20 protein-coding genes are annotated in these 20,724 nt (G+C 66.9%); 11 read left to right on the forward strand and 9 right to left on the reverse strand.

Annotation, left to right across the window (positions count from 1 at the left end; translation table 11 throughout):
- The coding region (locus ABQE89_RS07675) for an NAD(P)/FAD-dependent oxidoreductase (protein WP_448415929.1) at positions 1 to 1,205 on the reverse strand (1,205 nt) is incomplete at its 3' end.
- Between the two features lie 592 nt (positions 1,206 to 1,797).
- On the opposite strand from ABQE89_RS07675, the gene ABQE89_RS07680 reads away from it, so the two are divergent.
- Positions 1,798 to 3,045: a hypothetical protein gene (locus ABQE89_RS07680; RefSeq protein WP_448415712.1), complete on the forward strand. Its 1,248-nt coding sequence runs from the start codon at positions 1,798 to 1,800 to the stop codon at positions 3,043 to 3,045.
- Here the strand turns inward: ABQE89_RS07680 and ABQE89_RS07685 are convergent.
- Positions 3,042 to 3,962, reverse strand: coding sequence for an NAD(P)H-dependent flavin oxidoreductase (locus tag ABQE89_RS07685; protein WP_448415713.1), 921 nt, complete (start codon positions 3,960 to 3,962; stop codon positions 3,042 to 3,044). The genes ABQE89_RS07680 and ABQE89_RS07685 overlap by 4 nt on opposite strands.
- A gap of 72 nt (positions 3,963 to 4,034) precedes the next feature.
- Here ABQE89_RS07685 and ABQE89_RS07690 point away from each other — a divergent pair, with 72 nt between their 5' ends.
- Entirely contained in the window at positions 4,035 to 5,069 is a 1,035-nt protein-coding gene (locus ABQE89_RS07690) for an aromatic ring-hydroxylating dioxygenase subunit alpha (protein WP_448415714.1), read from the forward strand.
- Positions 5,070 to 5,128: 59 nt separating this feature from the next.
- Positions 5,129 to 6,154 (forward strand): NAD(P)H-dependent amine dehydrogenase family protein, encoded by a 1,026-nt coding sequence (locus ABQE89_RS07695; RefSeq protein WP_448415930.1) that lies wholly within the window; start codon positions 5,129 to 5,131, stop codon positions 6,152 to 6,154.
- Between the two features lie 4 nt (positions 6,155 to 6,158).
- On the opposite strand, the gene ABQE89_RS07700 is transcribed toward ABQE89_RS07695, so the two are convergent.
- The gene (locus ABQE89_RS07700; protein ID WP_448415715.1) at positions 6,159 to 7,376 is read right to left on the reverse strand and encodes a cytochrome P450; all 1,218 of its coding nucleotides are present in this window, start codon (positions 7,374 to 7,376) and stop codon (positions 6,159 to 6,161) included.
- Positions 7,377 to 7,531: 155 nt separating this feature from the next.
- On the opposite strand from ABQE89_RS07700, the gene ABQE89_RS07705 reads away from it, so the two are divergent.
- Both ABQE89_RS07705 and ABQE89_RS07710 read left to right on the forward strand, forming a co-directional pair.
- Positions 7,532 to 8,137: a TetR/AcrR family transcriptional regulator gene (locus ABQE89_RS07705; RefSeq protein ID WP_448415716.1), complete on the forward strand. Its 606-nt coding sequence runs from the start codon at positions 7,532 to 7,534 to the stop codon at positions 8,135 to 8,137.
- On the forward strand, positions 8,134 to 8,754 hold the full coding sequence (locus ABQE89_RS07710; protein WP_448415717.1) for a TetR/AcrR family transcriptional regulator: 621 nt from the start codon (positions 8,134 to 8,136) through the stop codon (positions 8,752 to 8,754). The genes ABQE89_RS07705 and ABQE89_RS07710 overlap by 4 nt, the downstream gene beginning before the upstream one ends.
- Before the next feature lie 10 nt (positions 8,755 to 8,764).
- Here the strand turns inward: ABQE89_RS07710 and ABQE89_RS07715 are convergent, their stop codons facing one another.
- Genes ABQE89_RS07715 through ABQE89_RS07730 form a run of 4 tightly spaced genes read right to left on the reverse strand, consistent with a single transcriptional unit; the run spans position 8,765 to position 12,569 of the window.
- Entirely contained in the window at positions 8,765 to 9,901 is a 1,137-nt protein-coding gene (locus tag ABQE89_RS07715; protein ID WP_448415718.1) for an acyl-CoA dehydrogenase family protein, read from the reverse strand.
- A gap of 13 nt (positions 9,902 to 9,914) precedes the next feature.
- Positions 9,915 to 11,153 carry an acyl-CoA dehydrogenase family protein gene (locus ABQE89_RS07720; protein ID WP_448415719.1) on the reverse strand — a complete coding sequence of 413 codons (1,239 nt, stop codon included), beginning with the start codon at positions 11,151 to 11,153 and terminating at the stop codon, positions 9,915 to 9,917.
- A gap of 42 nt (positions 11,154 to 11,195) precedes the next feature.
- Positions 11,196 to 11,882, reverse strand: a complete 687-nt coding sequence (locus tag ABQE89_RS07725) for a ScbR family autoregulator-binding transcription factor (protein ID WP_448415720.1) — start codon at positions 11,880 to 11,882, stop codon at positions 11,196 to 11,198.
- An 18-nt stretch (positions 11,883 to 11,900) separates the two neighbouring features.
- Positions 11,901 to 12,569, reverse strand: coding sequence for a TetR family transcriptional regulator (locus ABQE89_RS07730; protein ID WP_448415721.1), 669 nt, complete (start codon positions 12,567 to 12,569; stop codon positions 11,901 to 11,903).
- Between the two features lie 518 nt (positions 12,570 to 13,087).
- On the opposite strand from ABQE89_RS07730, the gene ABQE89_RS07735 reads away from it, so the two are divergent.
- Genes ABQE89_RS07735 through ABQE89_RS07745 form a run of 3 tightly spaced genes read left to right on the forward strand, consistent with a single transcriptional unit; the run spans position 13,088 to position 15,359 of the window.
- Positions 13,088 to 13,981 carry an FAD-dependent oxidoreductase gene (locus tag ABQE89_RS07735; RefSeq protein WP_448415931.1) on the forward strand — a complete coding sequence of 298 codons (894 nt, stop codon included), beginning with the start codon at positions 13,088 to 13,090 and terminating at the stop codon, positions 13,979 to 13,981.
- A gap of 19 nt (positions 13,982 to 14,000) precedes the next feature.
- Positions 14,001 to 14,897 carry a formyltetrahydrofolate deformylase gene (purU, locus tag ABQE89_RS07740; RefSeq protein WP_448415722.1) on the forward strand — a complete coding sequence of 299 codons (897 nt, stop codon included), beginning with the start codon at positions 14,001 to 14,003 and terminating at the stop codon, positions 14,895 to 14,897.
- Between the two features lie 9 nt (positions 14,898 to 14,906).
- Entirely contained in the window at positions 14,907 to 15,359 is a 453-nt protein-coding gene (locus ABQE89_RS07745; protein ID WP_448415723.1) for a MaoC family dehydratase, read from the forward strand.
- 7 nt (positions 15,360 to 15,366) lie between these two features.
- Here the strand turns inward: ABQE89_RS07745 and ABQE89_RS07750 are convergent, their stop codons facing one another.
- A complete protein-coding gene (locus ABQE89_RS07750) occupies positions 15,367 to 16,188 on the reverse strand; it encodes a mycofactocin-coupled SDR family oxidoreductase (protein ID WP_448415724.1) in 822 nt (273 codons plus the stop codon).
- Complete coding sequence (locus tag ABQE89_RS07755) at positions 16,185 to 17,357, reverse strand: acyl-CoA dehydrogenase family protein (RefSeq protein ID WP_448415725.1); 1,173 nt, start codon at positions 17,355 to 17,357, stop codon at positions 16,185 to 16,187. Before ABQE89_RS07755 ends, ABQE89_RS07750 begins: the two co-directional genes overlap by 4 nt.
- A 135-nt stretch (positions 17,358 to 17,492) precedes the next feature.
- Here ABQE89_RS07755 and fabG point away from each other — a divergent pair, with 135 nt between their 5' ends.
- The 3 genes from fabG (at position 17,493) to ABQE89_RS07770 (ending at position 20,723) form a co-directional block, all read left to right on the forward strand.
- A complete protein-coding gene (gene fabG / locus ABQE89_RS07760; protein WP_448415726.1) occupies positions 17,493 to 18,233 on the forward strand; it encodes a 3-oxoacyl-ACP reductase FabG in 741 nt (246 codons plus the stop codon).
- Positions 18,234 to 18,318: 85 nt separating this feature from the next.
- Positions 18,319 to 19,533, forward strand: a complete 1,215-nt coding sequence (locus ABQE89_RS07765; protein WP_448415727.1) for an acetyl-CoA C-acetyltransferase — start codon at positions 18,319 to 18,321, stop codon at positions 19,531 to 19,533.
- Complete coding sequence (locus ABQE89_RS07770) at positions 19,530 to 20,723, forward strand: acyl-CoA dehydrogenase family protein (protein WP_448415728.1); 1,194 nt, start codon at positions 19,530 to 19,532, stop codon at positions 20,721 to 20,723. The genes ABQE89_RS07765 and ABQE89_RS07770 overlap by 4 nt, the downstream gene beginning before the upstream one ends.
- Position 20,724: the final 1 nt, after the last annotated feature.

Raw genomic sequence — 20,724 nt, forward strand, 5'->3', positions numbered from 1 at the left:
GCAGCCTGCAACTGCGGTGGGGCCGCGGCGAGCAGCGCAGCCCGGTCTCCGTTGAGCGGGGGATAAATGCGCTCGCGGTTGATCACCTGTTTCGTCGCCTTGGCCGCCGCGCCGGCGCTCACCACCCGGCGATCCCAGCCCTGCGTGTAGACCGCGCCCGCCGGCCCGAGATCGAGAACCGTGACATACCAAGGGATTCGCAACCGCAGCATAGGAGCGCCGAACAAGTCGCTGATCACGTTGTAGCCGGCATAGCGGCCCATCGGTCTGCCGTGCTGACACGACATCACCGACAGATGCTCGTCGTCCATCCTCGCCGCGGCCACATCGCCGGCGGCGAACACCCCCGCAACCCCCTGCACCCGGAGAAAGTCGTCGACCGGCAGCCGCCCGAGCCGATCACACGGCACACCGAGTTGTGCCGTCAACGGGTTCGCCCGCATTCCCGCGCACCACACCACCGTCCGCGTCGGCACCACCTCACCCGACGACAGCGTCACGCTCGCAGCATCCACCGCGGTCACCCCGACCCCGGTCATGGTGTCAACGCCGTTCTGCGCCAACGCCTTCTCGATCACGGGTCGAGCCGACGAGCCCATGTCGGATCCGACGTGTGGATTGTGGTCGACGAGCAGCACTCTCGGGCTCGCCGAAGGTCCCAGCGCGGCCGCAAGCATCGCCGGCAGCTCGCAAGCCGTCTCGATCCCCGTGAGGCCCGCGCCGACGACGACCGCGGTCGCCGCTGCCGCATCCGCCCCGTGCGCTGCCAGATCGGCGATGTGCGCCTGCAGTCGCGTCGCACCGTCGTAGGTGTCGACGTCGTAACCGAACTCCGCCAGCCCAGGAAGATCCGGCTTGACCACCCTGCTCCCGACCGCCAGCACCAGGCGGTCGTAGCCCAGCCTCGCGCCGTCGGCGGTGCTCACCGTCGCCGCCGATGCGTCGATTTCGGTGACCTCGGCACTCAACTGGCCGACGCCTGCGGGAGCGAGCAGATCCCGCAACGGAATTCGACAGGCGCTGAGGTCAGCCTCGTAGTTGCGGACCCGAACATCGTGAAACGGCTGCCGACTGACGACGCTGACGTCGACCTCGCCTTCGGGCACGCCGAGTTCGTCGCGCCGCCGAGCGGCGCCCAACGCCGCCCACAGCCCGGCGAACCCCGACCCGAGCACCACGACACGTTTGGGTGACGGCACCGCCATATCGTCGCGCGGCACGGGAACGCAGACAAGCCGTAATTAACTGTTACGTCAATCACTTTCGGCCCACGGTCCGGCGCAGCAGCCGACCGCCTCGTCGGAGTCGCCAAGCGGCAATCGTGGCTACGCTCGACCCATTGGCGGACGCGGACTTGCCCATCGACATTGGATCAATTTGCTAAATCCTCATGTCAATGAATGGCGCGAAAGTGGGCGGCTTTCCTAACATTGCTTTTCGCCTGTGCAGCGCGTGATCGGATGGCGCCGATAAAGGTGACTAAATGAGGGCGCCTCGCATCGAAAGTTTGCCAAGCTAGACATCAAGGTCAAGACGCTCCCAGAGGGGTCCGACCAGCGGAGGCCCCGGAGCTAATGTCGTGGTAGCGGGTGGCCGACCGCCGAGGTCAACGACACCGCCACGGCTGCACCGCATTGCGGTGGAATGCGGTGTGCGCCCGAATATTTATCGCAGCAGTTTTGGGTGCTTTTCGCCCGGACTGTGCGACAATCGTCCCTGACTATCTACCGGCTGTTCCTTGTCGGATGGAGGGGAATCATCGTCACCACGCCTTGGCGCTTTGCAGTGGGTGCCGTCATGCTGTCCACCGGGCTTCTGATCGGCGCAGGGGCGGGCATCGCACTCGCCGACGACGACGGTGTGTCATCAGCCAAGAGCCAAGGTGTCGACGGGACCGCTGCCGGGCCGACTGGCACCGCCACCCCAACCGGCACCCCCCAACCGACGACCGTGCCGGCATCCGGGCAGCGCGCGACGACCGCCACCGGTACCACCCAGGCACAAGGGGCGGCCTCCACCGAGTCGACGGCATCCGCGCAACCCAACGACAGCGACCTCGCCGACACATTGGCTGCAGATACGGCCGCTGCCGAAGGCGCGGGCGCCTCGCCGACGAACACGACGGTCGCCCCCACCGGTTCGGCGTTGACGCCGACCTCGAACTCGTCGGGGTCCACGCCGACTGCCACGACACCGCCCGCGGGTTCCACCACACCGGGGACCGGCGCCGTGGCACCGATGGCGAAGCCGACCCCCGGCCCAGTGATGAAGGCTCTCGAGCCGGTGCGTACCGCGATGGCCAGGCTCGCCAACACCATGCAGACCGTGCCGTCGACGTTCGTGGCACTGCCGACGTCGCCGACGCCGATCACCGACGTCATCGAATCGGTCCAGCAGATGTTGACCTCGGTCGCCGGGGCGGGCACCGCGCTGGGGCACCTGCCCTCGGATCTGTACACCTTGTTCGGCATCGAGGAGACCACCCCGCACTTGATCGGCACCAGCGGCGCCATGCACGTCGCACTGCCGGCGCCCGACGATGCCGCCCCGCTGTTCGGGCCTCAGGCCTCGCAGGTGCCACAGCTGCCGGCGGTCGGTGACGCGCCGCTGTTCGGCCAGTTGATCCAGGCGCCCACGCTCGGATCTGTCGCCGCGACCCCGCTGCACCGCGCGATCGTGCTGTCCGGGACCGCGCCGTTGGCGCCCGCGAGCGTCAAGCCGGCCACCGCGAAGTCGCTGCTCGATCACGTGGTCAGCGCGGTGCTCGTCCCCGCTTCGCTGACGGCGCTGGCCGCTCTGGCACTGCCCGGCGTCGCCGGTCTGCTGATCGTCTGCGCGGCCGGTGTTCGGGTGGGATATCGACAGGCCAAAGCCGCGTTCACGATGCGTTCGACGGGGATCGCCCGCTTCGCCGGTTCCGGGCCGATGGGCGTGGTGCGTTCCGGCGCACTGATCTCGCTGCACCCGCGAGCCTCGCGCGACCGTCATCGCGCTCGCACGGCGCAGGCGTCCACGTCCGCGCGCCACCTCGAGCGCGTCGCCTAGCTTCGGCAGCGGGCCCGCGCGGCCTCCAGCACGTCCTCGATCTCGGTCCACGTCCTGCGTACGATCTCCGATACCGGCAGCAACTCTGCGATCCGCGCCGCCACCTGACCGGTGTTGGCGACGCTGGCCTCCATATCGCCGGCGAAATACAACTCGGTGACCCTGTCGAGCAGCTTGGCGTTGGGGTCGTCGGCGGCAAGGCGCGCCGCCAGGCCCGTTCTCAGAACGCGCATCGTCGGGTTGCCTGGAAGGTCCAGAAGCACGGTGCCCGCGTCGTTGGCGGCGACGATCGCCTCCTTGAAGTTGGTGTGCACCAGCGATTCCCGGCTGGCCAGCATCCGGGTGCCCATCTGAACACCCTCGGCGCCCAACACCACTGACGCCGCCGCCGACTGTGCGTCGCAGATGCCGCCTGCGGCGATGATCGGCAGGTCCACCCCGGCGGACACCAGCGGAAGCAACACCATCGTCGAGGCGCCCAGCGCAGCCTTGAAGCCGCCGCCTTCCACGCCCTCGACGACCAGGGCGTCGACCCCGGCGTCGAGCGCCTTGTGGGCCGCCCGCAGGGAGCCGACGACATGCACAACGGTCATCCCGGCCTCGTGCAGCCGGGCGGTGAACAGCGCCGGATCACCCGCGGAGGTGAACACGTGTTGCACCCCGGCCCCGGCCAGCACGTCGACGATGGAGGGGTCGTTCTTCCAGCCCTGAATCATCAGGTTCGCGCCGACGGGACAATCGGTGAGCTCGCGCACGCGGTGCAGATCGGCGCGGCCCTCGGGGGTCAGCGTCTCGATCACGCCCAGACCGCCGGCCTCCGAAACGGCCGCGGCAAGTTCGGCGCGGGCGATGTAGGTCATCGGCGCCTGGACGATCGGATAGTCGATTCCGAGGAGAGCTTGGATGCGATTGGCCACGGCTCATTAAACCGTTCCCTACTAACATTGAGTGCTCTATGATTTTGGGCAGCCGCACCGAGAGGGGCACAGATGGCCAAGCCGCCGTTGTCGATGAAGCCGACCGGTTGGTTCCAGGTCGCGTGGTCTGACGAGATCAAGGTCGGCGACGTGCGCCGGATGACGTACTTCGACCGAGAGCTGATCGCCTGGCGCGCGCAGTCGGGACGGCTGACCGTGATGGACGCCTACTGCGAACACCTGGGCGCTCATCTGGGTTTCGGGGGACACGTGGAGGGCGAGGTGATCCAGTGCCCCTTCCACGGCTGGCAGTGGAACCACGAGGGCCGCAACGTGTGCATCCCCTACCAGGACCGGCCCAACCGCGGTCGTCGCATCACCACGTTCCCGGTGGTGGAACGCAATGAGTCCGTGTACATCTGGCACGACGTCGAAGGCCGCGACCCGTTCTTCGAGGCGCCCGACGTGTTCGCGGCCTTCGGTGACGGCAGCAGCGCCGAGGCCTACTACCCGCAGCAGCGGTTCTATCGCGAGACCCTGGAGATGCACCCGCAGTACGTCCTGGAGAACGGTGTCGACTTCGCCCACTTCAAATTCGTGCACCAGACGCCGATCGTGCCGGTGTTCACCCGACACGACTTCGACGACGCGGTCTCCTACGTCGACTTCACCATCACCTTCGAAGGCGACGACGACCAGCGCATCGAGGACGTCAAGAGCGGGGTCGAGGCCATCAACGGCGGTCTGGGGATCGCGGTGACCAAGAGTTGGGGGATGGTCGACAATCGCACGATCTCGGCGGTCACCCCGGTCGACGAGGGCACCTCCGATGTGCGGTTCATGGTCTACATCGGGCGTCGACCCGGCGACGACTCACCACGGGCCGAGGCGAAGGCGCGCGAGTTCGGCCAGGAGGTGATCCGCCAGTTCGCCCAGGATGTGCAGATCTGGCAGCACCAGCGGTACTCCGATCCGCCCGCCCTGGCGGCCGCCGAGCATGCTGGGTTCACCGCAATCCGTAACTGGGCCAAGAGATTTTACCCCGACGGCCTCGGTGGCAGCGCCGCCGAACTCCAATCCGCTTCTGAGAGAGGGCGAAACAGTTGAGCGCAAACGGTAAGCCGGTCCGCGTGTTCCAGGTGGCGACGGGCAACGTCGGGCGGGAGATGATCAAGCGGATCGCCGACCGGCCCGATCTCGAACTGATCGGCCTGCACTGCTACTCGCCGGAGAAGGTCGGCAGGGACGCGGGGGAGATCGCCGGGCTGGCGCCCAACGGGGTGACAGCCACCGGCACGGTCGAGGAGATCATCGCTGCCAAACCCGATGTGCTGACCTTCCACGGTGTCTTCCCCGACGAGGACCTCTACGTCAAGGTTCTCGAAGCGGGCATCAACATCGTCACCACTGCCGACTGGATCACCGGCTGGCACCGCGACCACAACCATCCTCACCCCTCCGGCCGCCCGGTCTCGCAATTGCTGCAGGAAGCCTGCAAGAGAGGTGGATCCACGTTCTACGGCACCGGAATGAACCCCGGGCTCAACCAGATCCTCGGCGTGGTGTGTTCGGCCGACGTCGCCGAGATCGAGAACGTCACGACCATCGAGTCGGTGGACGTCTCCTGCCACCACTCCAAGGACACCTGGATCGAGGTGGGCTACGGCCGCCCTGTCGATGATCCCGAAATTCCCGGCATGCTCGAGAAGTACACCCGCGTGTTCGCCGACAGCGTGCTGCTGATGGCCGACTGCTTCGACGTGAAACTCGACGAGGTCAAGTTCAGCTACGAACTCGGCGCGTGCACCAAGGACGTCGACCTCGGCTGGTACCAGCTGCCCAAGGGCTCCCTTGGCGGCAACTACATCAAATACCAGGGCATGGTCGACGGTGTTCCCAGGATCGAGACGCACCTGGAGTGGCAGATGACCCCGCACACCGACCCGCACTGGGATATCAAGGGCTGCTACATCACTCAGATCAAGGGCGATCCGTGCGTCTACAACAAGCACATGATCTTCCCCAAACCCGGTGTGGACCTGTCGGATCCGGCCAGCTTCGCGTCGATCGGCATGACCGTGACCGGAATGCCTGCACTCAGCGCCATCCGGTCGGTGGTCGAAGCCCCGGCGGGCATTCTGACCAGCGCCGACCTACCCCTGCGCGGCCTTGCCGGCCGTTTCAAGTTCTAGTGGCTCAGGCGAGGTTCAGCTCGAGCCGTTCCAGCCTGCGCACCAGCAGGCTCGGCAGCCACGGGCCGACTTCGGCGGCCTCGATCCAGGTTGTCTGTCGCAGAAGCAGTTCGAAGACCACCCTGGCCTCCAGTCGGGCTAGCGCGGCCCCCACGCAGAAGTGCGCGCCCTTTCCGAAACTGAGATGGCCCTTGCCGGCCCCGCGGTCCAATCGAAACTCGTTGGGCCGCGGAAAATGTGAACCGTCCCGGTTGGCCGATCCCCACAGCAGGAGAAGCCGCGAATCGGCGGTCACGTCCACGCCACACAGCGTCGTGTCGTTGAGCACATGACGGTAGTGGCTGCGGAACGGCGACTCGAAGCGCAGCACCTCTTCGAGGAATGCGCCGAGCAACTCGGGGTTCTCGCGGAGTTGTCGTTGAATCTCGGGACGCGTCGCGAGGATGTGCGCCGCCGAACCGAGCAGCGATGCGGTGCTCTCGCCGCCGGCACTGAACAGCGTGATCATCATGGCCAGCGCCGCGATGTCGCTGATTTCGCCCGCGGCACATGCGGCGGCGAGGTCGCTGAGCAGGTCGTCCTTCGGATCGTCGAGGGCCCGTTGGAAATGCTCGGCCACATAACCCGACAGCTCCATCACCGTGACCCCCGCGGCGGTGAGTTCGTCTTGGTCGGCGAGGCCCTCGACCACCTTGGTGCTCGCGTAGCCCCACTGCATCAGCTGTTCGGCGTCCGGATCGGGCACCCCGATCAACCGGGTCACCACCATCATCGGCAACCGGTTGGCCATCTCCGACATCCACTCGACCGTCCCGTCCGGCCCGGCGTCGTCCCAAAGTCGCTGCGCGGTGTCGAGGACGAACTGTCGCAACGCGGTCACTCGCCGCGCACTCAGATGGGGCAGCAACAGCTTGCGGTGCACGGCGTGCGAGGGGTCGTCGGCCGTCGCCAGCGCCTGCATGTCCCCGCCGAGTTCGCCCATCACGAACGGCACGATCCGGCCGTCGCGATAGGTCATCGTCGCCGTCAGATTCGACGAGAAGTCCTGCGGCCGGGCCACCACGTCGGTGATGGCGTCCCAGTCGCACACGGCATAGAAATCCGAGTCGCCGATGCGGTGCACCGGACCCGCGGCACGCATCCGGTCGTACAGCGGATACGGGTCCTGGATGTAGCGGTCGTCGAACAACTCGATTCCGACGCCCGTGGTTGTCACCGTCATGTCTTCAGGGTCAGCGGTGGGCAGGCGTCGCGTCAACGGGGCGGCCAAAGATTGATATCCGCTGGTCAGCGGTGCCCACGCCGGTCGTCTCACCCGGGTCGGCCGACCTGCGTCGATGTTGAGATGACTTTCGGAAAACGTCTCACGGTGAGAACATGAGCGCGACGGTCTCGGAGGGGGCGGTGCACATGCCCGACGACTGGCTGGTCGGTGGCGACCGGCGCACGGCCGGCGCCGAACGGATCTATGCCGCGGCCGCCGACCTCATCGCCAGGGAGGGCTGGGATGCCTTCGACGTGGACGCGGTGGCCAAGCGCGTGCATTGTTCGCGTGCGACGGTCTACCGGCACGCGGGCGGCAAGTCCGAGATCCGTGACGCGGTGGTGGTGCGCGCGGCCGCGCGGATCGTGTCGGCGGTGGAGCAGGCGGTTGACGGGCTGACCGGCGCCGAACGCGTGGTGACCGCGATCATGGTGGCACTGGACCAGATTCGGCGTGATCCACTGAGCCACCTGACCATCAACTCCCTTGGCGGATCGCAGCCGATCGCATGGCTGACCGAATCCCCGGCGGTGGCCCGGTTCGCAGTCGACCTCAACGGGCTCACCGAGGACGACACCGATGCCGCGGAGTGGATCCTGCGCGTGGTGATGGCGATGCTGCACTGGCCCGTCCACGACGCCGAGGTCGAGCGCCGAATGGTGGAACGCTTCGTCGCCCCCGCGTTCGACGCGCGAAGCCGGCACGGGTCGCGGCCATGACCGCCAACGTCACGCCACGCCGGCCGGTGAGCGGGAAACAGGAGCGCGCGGACCGCACCAGGGCAATGGTGATCGAGGAGACCGTGCGTTGCGTTCTGGAGGAGGGTTTCGGCGCCGCGAGCGCCAAGCACATCACTGAGCGCGCCGGCGTGACGTGGGGCGTCATCCAGTATCACTTCGGCGATCGCGACGGCCTGCTGATGGCCGTCGTCGACAAGGGTTTCAGCGAGCTGCTCGCCACGCTGGGGGAGGTGGAGCCGAAGCTGAGCTCGGTGTCCGGCCGCGCCAGAACCGAGCTCGTCGTCAACGCCGTCGCAGACGCGTTCCTGAGCCCGACATCCATTGCCGCCCTTGAGATCCTGATCGCCACCCGCGCCAGTCGGGCCGACGTCGAGCAACGCCACCTGCTGGGGCTGTTCTCGACGCTCACCGATCTCGGCCGCTACGTCGCCGAGGGGCTAGATCCCGAGTCCGCCGATGCGGTGGGCAATCTCATCTGGACCACGTTGATGGGTGCGATGGTGGCCAAGATGGCGGTGCCCGGTCCCGTCGACGTCAGCCGCGAACTGCGGGCCCTGACCGATGCGATCACCGCCTACCTTGCGATTTCGGCGTGATGGGTCGCGGCTAGCGCGACTGACCACTCCCAAATCCCAGGCTGGCGTAGCGGGTCAGGTGGTAGTCAGTGGAGCCGAACTCGTACTGCAGCGCGGTCAGCCGCTTGAAATAGTGGCCGATCGCCAATTCCTCGGTCATGCCCATACCGCCGTGCAACTGCACCGCCTCCTGGCCGACCAGTCGCGCCGCGCGCCCGACGGTGGCCTTGGCCGCCGACACCGCCCGCGCCCGCACGTCGGGTTCGGCCTCGATGTTGAGCACCGCGAGGTAGACCGCGGCGACGGATTGCTCGACCTCCATGTACATGTCGACCATGCGATGCTGCAGCGCCTGGAAGCTGCCGATCGGCTGGCCGAACTGATGACGTTGCTTGGCGTATTCGACGGTGTCGGCCAAGACTTTTCGCATGCAGCCGACCGCTTCGGCACAGACCGCGGCGGCGCCTTCGTCGCGGGCCGCTGCGATCGACTCCCATGCACCGCCCTCCTCACCGAGCAGGGCCTGCTCCGGTAGCCGCAGCCCGTCGAAGACGATGTCGGCGGCCCGCCGATCGTCCACGGTCCGATACGGGTGCATCACCACGCCGGAGTCGCCGGCCCGGTCGACGACGAACAGCGACAGCCCGTTGTCGGTACGGGCGGTCACCAACAGGTGCGTCGCCAGCGGTGCGCTCATCGCGACGATCTTCGACCCGCTCAGGATCCATCCGTCCGCGTCGCGCTCGGCGGTGGTCGCCACGTCCTGCCAACGGTCACCGGATGCCGGTTCGGCCGCCGCCAACGCGACGATCGCGGTGCCCTCGACGATCTTCTCCAGCAGGCTTGCGGCAACTGCGCCGCCGGCGCGGCGCAGCAGTCCGCCTGCCACCACCACCGTGTCGACGTAGGGTTCGATCACCAGCGCGTGACCCAGCGCCTCGGCGATGACCATGATCTCGACCGGGCCGCCGCCGATCCCGCCGACGTCCTCGGGCAGCGCGGCGCCCAGGATGCCGAGTTCGGTGGCGAACCCACGCCAGATGTCGGGTTGCCACCCGGCGCCGGTCTTGGCCGCGGCGCGGCTGGTTTCGAGTCGGTATCTGCTCGACAGGAACTTGGTCAGCCCGTCGCGTAGCAGTTCCTGTTCCTTGCTCAGGTTGAAGTCCACCTGAAGTCCCCCATCAGAGTCCGAGGGCCGCTTTGGCCAAGATGTTCCGCTGAATCTCGTTGCTACCGGCGTAAATCGAGCCGGCCCGGTCGTTGAGGTAGCGCAACGGGGCCACCGCCTGCCACGGTTCGCCGCTGACGTAGCCGTCGGCGGGTGGTTCGTACTCCGCCACTGGTCCGCCGGGGAAGGTGGCGTGCGGCTGATACACCCGCCCGCGCGGCCCGGCCGCCTCCATCGCCAGTTCGGTGAGCGTCTGGCTCAGCTCGGTCGCGAGCACCTTGAGCATCGACGACGCCACGCCGGGGTTCTTCCCCTCGGCCACCGTCGCGAGCACCCGGTACTCGAGGATCTCCAGCACCTCGGTGCGGATGCGCGCGTCGGCCAACCGGTGCGCGAACGCCGGGTCGTCGAGCAGGGCACCGCCGCCGGGGCCCGGTTGCTCGGCCGCGACGGTGGCGATCTCCTGAGCCAACACCTGAAGTGCGGGTGACGATGCGCCGCCGCCGCGTTCGAACTCCAGCAGATACTTCGCGACGGTCCAGCCGTCGTCGATCTCGCCGAGCACGTTGGTCTTGGGCACCCGCACCTCGTCGAAGAAGACCTGGTTCTGCACCTCTTCACCGGAGGTCATCACCAGCGGGCGGATCTCGATACCCGGGGTGGCCATGTCGATGAGCAGGAAGGTGATGCCCTGCTGCTTCTTACCGGTCTTCGACGTCCGCACGAGCGCGAACATCCAATTCGCCTCGCGCGCATGGGTGGTCCAGATCTTGCTGCCGGTACAGATGAGGTCGCCGGCCGATTCGTCGACGACGGCCGCCATCGACAGTGCCGCCAGATCGGAGCCCGCCTCCGGTTCCGAGTAGCCCTGACAGAAGAACACCTCGCCGGTCAGGATCCGCGGAAGAAAGTAGTCCTTCTGTTCGTCGGTGCCGAACGCGATCAGCGCATGGGCGACCATCCGGATGCCCATCGGCGACAACGACGGCGCGCCGGCCAACTGGGACTCACGGCTGAAGATGTAGTGCTGGGTCAGGGTCCAATCGCACCCGCCATATTCGACCGGCCATGCGGGTGCCGCCCAACCGCGCTCGTGCAGGATGCGCTGCCACTTGATGCTGGCGTCGTGATCGGCGTACACGCTGGTCATCAGCCGGCCGGCCCGATGCAATTCCGGCGTGAGCTTCTCGTCTAGGAAAGTGCGCACTTCGTCGCGGAACGCCAGATCGGCGTCCGACCACGTCATGTCCATGGGCGATCCCCTGTCTGCAAGCTATCAAGACAGTAAACCTAGTTAGTTAAGTGGACGAACCGGGGTCGGAATCGGCGTGGACGACGGTGGCGCGTAGCGCAGGGATTCACGGGCCAGGTACTCGCGGAAGTACGGCAACGAGGCGGTGGTCACGACGGCGGGCAGCAGCACCTCCCACATCCGGGTGACCCGCCGCAGCACGTCGGCTCCCGAGGACGTCGCGTCGGACAGCAACTCGACTCCGATGACCGCCCCCAGGACCGTCTCGCCGACCGCTCGTGGATCGAGATCACGGTGCAGATCGCCCTCTTCGACCGCGGTCGCGGCGCGCGCCGACATCTCGTCGAGCCAACAGGTGTATGCGCGTGCAGCGGTGTTGTTGAAGCCGGCGAGCGTGCGCATCAACTGCACGGCGACGCGGGCCGTCAAGTCGGCGTTGAAGGCGTCCACGACGACGAACGAACCGTGCAGCAGGGTTTCGAACGCCGGCGACGACGATCCGTCGACGTTGCGGAAGGCGTGGAACAGGTTGGCGTTGCCCTCCTCGATGATCGCGCTGGCCAGCGACTCCTTCGAGTCGAAGTGGTAGTACAGCGCGCCCTTGGTCATTTGCGCGCGATCGATGATGAGGTTCAAACCCGCAGAGGCATAACCGATTTCAGAGAAGATCTGCACTGCCGAGTTGACGATGTGGCGCCGGGTGGCCTGTGCTCGGGATCGGCGCGCCACGGTGGGCATGCTAATCGATCAGCCGCTCAGCGGTGTGGCGTTCTTGATCGCGACCGCGGTGCGTCGCTTGATGAACTCGCCGAGGTAGGCCATCCGGTCGTCGGCGACAAACCCCGGAAGCGCCAGCGACCATGACTTCTCGAGGTCGCGGAGGAACCGCTCGGGTTTCCACAGGCTGCTGGTCTGCCGGATGCCCATGTACATCGCGACCAGTAGGTGAGCGACGTCCTCGGGGTCGAGATGGGTGGGGATGTCGCCGTCGTCGACGGCCTTGCGGGCGATCGACGTGTAGGCCGCCACCCATCTGCGCAGCACCTCGGACTGCATACCGTCCACGCGCCCGATCGACTCGATCAGGTTGAACCCCGCGCGGGTCGACTCGTCGCCGAGGTCGTCGGTGGCGATGCGAAGCGAGATGTCGATGAGGGCCTCAAGGCCGGTGAGCTTGCGCGCCAGCAGTGCCTCGATCGCCGCCTGGGCCTCGACGCTGCGTTGTTCGACGATGGCCGCGGCCAACTGGTGCTTGGAGCGGAAGTGGAAGTACATCGCACCCTTCGTCACCTCGGCGTCGTTGAGGATGTCGTCGAGGCTGACCCGGTTGTAGGAACGGTGAGCGAATTGGCGTGCGGCCGCGCGCAGGATCTGCGCCCGGGTGAGCTCGGGTCGTCGGTCTAATTGTTCGGTCAAGGCGCGGCACCGTTCTGCGGATAATCGTGTTTGCCGTAAATTAGCCATTTTCGCGATTCTTTCATTCGCGACACGCGGGGGTGCGATTAATCCAGGACGCCCGCCGGCAAATAAAGCGCAATCAATTTTCGATCAAGTAAATTAATTTCTCGCATTTCTTCGTTCTCGCCGGGGGTCAGGCCGCCGGTCTGCCGTCATCTCCCCAACATCCAAAAGGTATGTAAAGTACCCGATGTGATGACCGTCGGTCCGCTCGATACCGCGAAGCACTCGACGGTGCCGCCGACGGCGTCGCGCAGAGGTATTCACGGTGCGCACTGTCGTGGAGCAACGCTGAATGGTAGTTTCATCCCTGTTGCCATGGTCCGCGATGGCAAACCCCCTCAAATCCCTACGCGGACTGTGGCAACTTTGCTTGAGGGGGACAATTACGTCATATTGATAGGTCAACGGCATCGCGCGTGGCGGTGCTCGATACGGCCCGCGGCCGAATAGCAATACCGAGGTAGTTAACGGTGATGTGGGACCGAGAAGTCGACATGGTGTGCACCGGCTCCGGAGCGGCGGGGCTGGCCACCTCGGTAGCCGCGCGAGCGCTCGGAGGTGACGTGTTCGTCGCCGGGTCCCGGGCCGCCGCGGCAGATGCACTGGACTCCTGGTTGGGACTTGACGTTTCGGACCGCGAAACGTGTGAGTATTTCGCCGCGCTCGCCAGCGACCTGGAACCGATACGTTATGCGGGCGATCCCGGCGTGCCGATTTCTGTCGTGCACGCGACGACCGCCGAGAGGCGCGGCACGGTTGCGCCATTTGTCGGATCGCGCCTCGGCCAGTGGGCGGCACGCTGCATCTCGTCGCCGTACGGATTTCTCTACACCCGCGTTTCGGACTGGCGCACCGCCACGGCGCACACCGCCGACGGCGAACTGATCGAAGTCGCCGATCTCGGCGCGATCTCACCTGACCCGTCAGACCTCGGCGGCTCGCTTCTCGCCTGGCTCACGTCCCAGGCGGACGATCACGACATCGACATCGAGCCGGACTGCGCGCTGCAGCGCATCGTGTTCGAGGAAGGCTGTGCCGTCGGCGCCGTCTTCGACACCCCGGACGGAACGTTGGCGATCGGCGCCAGGCACGGCGTGGCCGTCGTCGGCCCGGCCGCCGACCTCGTCACCGCGGTGCCGGCCCCGGTCGCCAGCGGCGACGCGGCGCTGCGGGTCTGCCTGGTCAGTCGGCATGCCAGCCGGTTCGGTCGCGTCGAACTGCTGGCCTCCGAACCGCTGACCCAGTCGGCGGCATCGAGCTGTGAAACGGGAAACCGCGCGCTGCGGGTCAACCTGCACGAGACGCATGCCGAGTCGCCGGTGTGGCGCTGCGGAAAACTGCCCGGGTATCCGCCGCCAACCAGCTAGGTATGACAATCTGACTCAGGTGGAGAACCAATACCCGCAAGCGGGTCGGGGGGACCTCCCGGTCAAGGACATCGGCAGACTGTTGTTGCGTTGCGCGGACCGTTCGGGTCTGGTCGCCGCGGTCAGCGCTTTTCTCGCCGACGCCGGTGCCAACATCGTCTCCCTAGACCAGCACGCGACCCAGCCGTCGGGCGGCACCTTCATGCAGCGCACGATCTTTCACCTGCCCGGGCTGGCGGCCGCCCGCGACGGCCTCGAGCGCGATTTCGCCGACCGGGTGGCCTCGAAGTTCGACATGGATTTCCGGCTCACCGAGGCCGCCAAGCCCAAACGGGTCGCGATCATGGCGTCCAAGGAGGATCACTGCCTGCTGGATCTGCTCTGGCGCAACCGCCGCGGTGAGCTCGACATGTCGGTGGTGATGGTGGTCGCCAACCACGCCGACCTCGCCGATCAGGTGCGCGCGTTCTCGGTGCCGTTCATCCACGTGCCCGCGACCAAGGACAACCGGGAGGAAGCCGAGAGCCGCCAACTCGACCTGTTGCGCGGCAACGTCGACCTGGTGGTACTGGCACGCTACATGCAGATCCTCACCCCGCGGTTCCTCGCCGAGGTGGGCTGCCCGCTGATCAACATCCACCACTCGTTTCTGCCCGCGTTCATCGGCGCCGCCCCGTACCGGCGGGCCAAGGAGCGCGGCGTCAAGCTCGTCGGCGCCACCGCCCACTACGTCACCGAGGACCTCGACGAGGGACCGATCATCGAACAGGACGTGGTGCGGGTGGACCACCGCCAGACGGTGGCCGACCTGGTCCGCCTGGGCGCCGACGTCGAGCGCCTCGTATTGTCGCGGGCGGTGCTGTGGCACTGTGAGGACCGGATCATCCGATACGGCAACCAGACCGTGGTGTTCTAGGAGGAGACAGTGAAGACGTTCGACGGGATCGACGAGTTGGCCTCGGCGGAGGGCAGCCAGCTCGGACCGACCGAGTGGTTGGAGATCACCCAGGAACGGGTGAACCTGTTCGCCGACGCCACCGAGGACCACCAGTGGATTCACGTCGACCCGGAGCGTGCGGCCAACGGCCCGTTCGGCGGGACGATCGCCCACGGCCTGCTCACGCTGTCGCTGCTGCCACATTTCTCTCACCAGCTCTATACGGTGAAGAACGTCGCGATGGCGATCAACTACGGCTACAACAAGGTTCGCTTCATCACGCCGGTGAAGGTGGGCTCCAAGATCCGCGCCCGCGCCGAGATCTCCAAGGTCGACAAACTCGACGGCGCCGTGCAGGTCACCATGACGACGACGGTCGAGATCGAGGGCTCCGAGAAGCCCGCCGCGGTCGCGGAGTCGATCGCCCGCTTCATGGGCTGACGCGCAACTAGTACTGCGTCGAGCCCTGGTCGATCGAAAGCGCGGTCGCCGTCACGTATTTGGAGTCGTCGCAGGCCAGCCAGCACACCGCGTCGGCGACGTCCTCGGGTTCGAGCACCCAGGTGGGCAGAAACGGCGTCATCATGTTGGCCAGCGTGGGGTTGGTCTCCAGTGCCCTGCCGATCGCGTTGATCATCTCGCCCGAACCCATCGGGGTGTTGACCGGACCGGGATGCACGCTGTTGACGCGGATGTTGTGCCTGCCCAGTTCGGCGGCCAGTGCGCGGGCCATCCCGGTGATGGCGTGCTTGCTGGCCGTGTAGTGCACCATGAACGGCTGCAGCTTGACGCCTGCGGCCGAACTGATCAGGATGATCGACCCGCCGCGGCCCCCGTCGATGATCTTCTGCGCACCCGCGATGACCGTGTTCCAGGTGCCGGTGACGTTGATGTCCATGACATCACGCCAGTCGTCGGCGGTGATCTCGTTCCACACCTGCGGCGGGGAAATGCCCGCGTTGGCGACGATGACGTCGAGTCGGCCGAACGCGGAAACCCCGTCGGCGACGGCCTTTTCGAGTCCCTCGGCATCGCGGGTGTCGACCACCGATGCGAGAATCCGTCGACCGGTGGCCTCCACCAACCGCGCGGTCTCGTCGAGGTCGTCGGGGGTCGCCGAGTCATACGGCACGCACGCGGGCAGCTTGCCGGCGATGTCGACGGCGATGACGTCCGCGCCCTCGGCGGCCATCCGGACGGCATGTGCTCGCCCCTGCCCTCTGGCCGCCCCGGTGACGAAGGCCACCCTGCCGTCGAGTCGACCGCTCACGCTCGCTCCTTCTGTGCTGCCTTGACCAGATTGGACCCGATGATGATGCGTTGGATCTCGCTGGTGCCCTCATAGAGCCGAAGAAGCCGGACGTCGCGGTAGATCCGCTCGACGGGAACCTCGCGCATGTAGCCGCTGCCGCCGTGGATCTGCACGGCCAGATCCGCGACCTGGCCGACCATTTCGGTGCAGTACAGCTTCGCCGCCGACGGCGCGATCCTGCGGTCCGCACCGCTGACCCACAGGCGCGCGGCGTCGCGTACCAGTGCGCGACCGGCAAGCACTCCCGTCTGCTGATCGGCGATCATCGCCTGCACGAGTTGGAATTGGCCGATGGGCGTTCCGCCCTGGGTGGCGGTCGCGGCATAGCTGACCGACTCGTCGAGGGCGCGTTGGGCGGTGCCCACCGCCAGCGCGGCGATGTGAACCCGCCCGCGCGCCAACGACGTCATCGCCGCCCGGTAGCCGTTGTCCTCGCTGCCGCCGACCAGCGCAGAGTCGGGCACCCGGACGTCGTCGAGGGTGACGTCGGCGGTCCAGGCGCCCTCCTGGCCCATCTTGGCGTCCTTGGCGCCGACCGTGACCCCGGCGGCGTCGGCGGGCACCAGGAACACGGCGATACCCGCCCCGTCGGCGTCGGCCGGGCGGGAGCGGGCGAACACCACGAACAGATCGGCCACCGGCGCGTTGGTGATGAACCGCTTCTGCCCGTTGATGATCCAGTCGGAGCCGTCGCGAACGGCCTTGGTGCGCAGCCCCGCCGGATTCGATCCCGCGCCGGGTTCGGTCAGCGCGAACGACGCGACGACGTCGCCGGAGGCGATTCCCGGTAGCCAGCGCTTCTTCTGTTCGTCGGTGCCGAACCCGACGAGCACCTGCCCGGCGATGCCGTTGTTGGTGCCGAACATCGACCGCAGCGCCAGCGATGTGTAGCCCAGCTCCATCGCCAACTCGACGTCCTGGGCGAGGTTCAGGCCCAGCCCGCCCCACTGCTGCGGGATCGCGTAGCCGAACAGGCCCATCCTCTTGGTCTGCTCGCGCAGGTCGTCGGGCACCCGGTCGTCGGCCAGGATCTCCTGCTCGCGCGGCACGACGGCGCTGCGCACGAAGTCACGGGTCTGGGCCAGGATCTGGGCGAAGTCGTCGTCGCTGACTTCGGCGGTGGTCATCAGCTGTGCTCCTCGTCCGGGCTGGGGTGCGCCGTTGGCTCGGACGGCCCAACGACTCGACGGATCATATATGAAATATGATGTTGCTCCGTTGGGGCCCTCGCCGGGCCGCCGCCATTCAAGAGGGGTGATCAGGTGTCGTTGCTGAGCGGGCAGACCGCAGTCGTCACCGGAGGCGCGCAGGGCCTCGGGTACGCGATCGCGGAGGGGTTCATCGCCGAGGGCGCGCGTGTGGTGTTGGGCGATCTGGACCTGGCTGCCACCGAGGCGGCCGCCAAGCAACTGGGCGGCACGGACGTCGCACTGGCGGTGCGCTGCGATGTGACCAAGGCCGACGACGTCGACGCGTTGGTCAGCGCCGCGGTCACGACATTCGGTGGTCTGGACATCATGGTGAACAACGCCGGCATCACCCGCGACGCCACCCTGCGCAAGATGACCGAGGAGCAGTTCGACCAGGTGATCGCCGTGCATCTCAAGGGCACCTGGAACGGCACCAAGGCGGCCGCGGCGATCATGCGCGAGAACAAGCGCGGGGCGATCGTCAACATGTCGTCGATCTCGGGCAAGGTCGGACTGATCGGGCAGACCAACTACTCGGCGGCCAAGGCCGGCATCGTCGGGATGACGAAGGCCGCCGCCAAGGAACTCGCCCACCTGGGCGTGCGGGTCAACGCGATCCAGCCGGGGCTGATCCGGTCGGCGATGACCGAGGCGATGCCGCAACGCATCTGGGACGAGAAGCTGGCCGAGGTGCCGATGGGTCGGGCCGGTGAACCAGCCGAGGTCGCCAACGTCGCGCTGTTTCTGGCCAGCGATCTGTCGTCGTACATGACCGGAACGGTCCTCGAGGTCACCGGGGGGCGGCACATATGAGTCCACACCGAGAAGGACGAAATGGTGCGATTCACTCGCACTTTCTCGCCCGTTTGTCCGTTTCGGCGAAAGGGGGGATGAGCTGATGCGCGATGTGGTGATCTGTGAGCCCGTGCGCACGCCGATCGGCCGCTACGGCGGAATGTTCAAATCGCTGACGGCTGTCGACCTCGGCGTCGCGGCGCTCAAAGGGCTACTCGATCGAACCAAAATCGACCCCACCGCAGTGCAAGACGTGATCCTGGGCCACTGCTACCCCAGCAGTGAGGCGCCCGCGATCGGCCGTGTGGTGGCGCTGGACGCCGGTCTGCCCGTCAGCGTGCCCGGCATGCAGGTCGACCGGCGGTGCGGTTCGGGCCTGCAATCGGTGATCCAGGCCTGCCTGCAGGTGGGCAGCGGCGACAGCGACGTCGTGGTAGCGGGTGGCGCCGAGAGCATGAGCAACGTCGTGTTCTATTCGACCGATATGCGTTGGGGCGGTGCGCGATCCGGGGTGAAGGTGCACGACGGGCTGGCCCGCGGCCGCACCACCGCGGGAGGGCGGCACTATCCGGTGCCCGGCGGCATGATCGAGACCGCCGAGAACCTGCGCTGCCAGTACGGCATCTCCCGTCAGGAACAGGACGAGTTGGCGGTGGCCTCGCACCAGCGAGCGATCGCGGCCCAGAAGAACGGCATCCTGGCCGACGAGATCATCCCGGTCGCGGTGCCCACCCGTGACGGCGAAACCCTCATCGACACCGACGAACATCCGCGCGCGGACACCTCGGTCGAATCGCTCGCCAGACTGAAACCGATCATGGGCAAGGACGATCCGGAGGCCACGGTCACCGCGGGCAACGCCAGCGGCCAGAACGACGCCGCATCGATGTGCATCGTCACCACCCCGGAAAAGGCCGCACAGCTCGGGCTGACCCCGTTGGTGCGGCTCGTCTCCTGGGCGTCGGCGGGGGTGGCGCCCAACGTCATGGGCATCGGACCGGTCCCGGCGACCGAGGCGGCGCTGGCCAAGGCGGGGCTGACGCTCGGCGACATCGACCTGATCGAGCTCAACGAGGCGTTCGCCGCGCAGGCGCTCGCGGTGATGAGGGAATGGAACTTCACCGCAGAGGATCTGGACCGGACCAACGTGCACGGCTCGGGCATCTCGCTGGGCCACCCCGTCAGCGCCACGGGCGGGCGGATGCTGGCCACGCTGGCACGCGAACTCAACCGCCGCCAGGTCCGCTACGGCCTGGAGACCATGTGTATCGGCGGCGGGCAGGGTCTGGCCGCGGTGTTCGAGAGGGTCGGCTCGTGACCAGACTGGCTCAGACGCTCGGGTTGACCGAGTTTCAGACCGAAATCGTCGCCAACGTACGGCAGTTCGTCGACAAGGAGATCATCCCCGCGGCCCAGGAACTCGAGCATGCCGACGCCTACCCGCAGGCGATCGTCGACCAGATGCGCGAGATGGGCCTGTTCGGGCTGATGATCCCGGAGGAGTACGGCGGGCTGGGGGAGTCGTTGCTGACCTACGCGCTGTGCGTGGAGGAGCTCGCCCGCGGCTGGATGAGCATCTCCGGAGTCATCAACACGCATTTCATCGTCGCCTACATGCTGCGTCAGCACGGTACCGACGCGCAGAAGCAGCACTACCTACCGCGGATGGCGACCGGTGAGACCCGTGGCGCATTCTCGATGTCCGAACCCGAACTGGGCTCCGACGTCGCCGCCATCCGCACCAGGGCCAACCGCAACCCGGACGGGACATACACCATCGACGGGCAGAAGATGTGGTTGACCAACGGCGGCAGTTCGACGTTGGTCGCCGCGTTGGTGCGCACCGACGAGGGCGCCGACAGGCCGCACCGCAACCTGACCGCATTCCTCGTCGAAAAGCCCACCGGCTTCGGTGAAGTGGTGCCGGGGCTGACGATCCCGGGCAAGATCGACAAGCTCGGGTACAAAGGGATCGACACCACCGAACTGATCTTCGACGGTTACGTCGCGCAGGCCGACGACATCCTCGGCGAAGCCCCCGGCCAGGGCTTCTATCAGATGATGGACGGCATCGAGGTGGGCCGCGTCAATGTGTCGGCCAGGGCCTGCGGCGTGGGTATCCGGGCCTTCGAACTCGCCGTGCGCTACGCGCAGCAGCGCCACACCTTCGGCAAGCCGATCGCCGAGCACCAGGCCATCGCGTTCCAATTGGCCGAGATGGCAACCAAAGTGGAGGCCGCGCATCTGATGATGGTCAATGCCGCACGGCTCAAGGACTCCGGCGAGCGCAACGACGTCGCGGCGGGGATGGCGAAGTTCCTGGCCAGCGAATTCTGCTCGGAAGTCACCCAGCAGAGTTTCCGGATCCACGGCGGCTACGGGTATTCCAAGGAGTACGAGATCGAGCGGTTGATGCGCGACGCTCCCTTCCTGCTCATCGGGGAGGGCACCAGCGAGATCCAGAAGAACATCATCAGCAAGCGACTGCTCGCCGACTACCGGATCTGAT

The organism is Mycolicibacterium sp. XJ1819 (assembly GCF_053483675.1).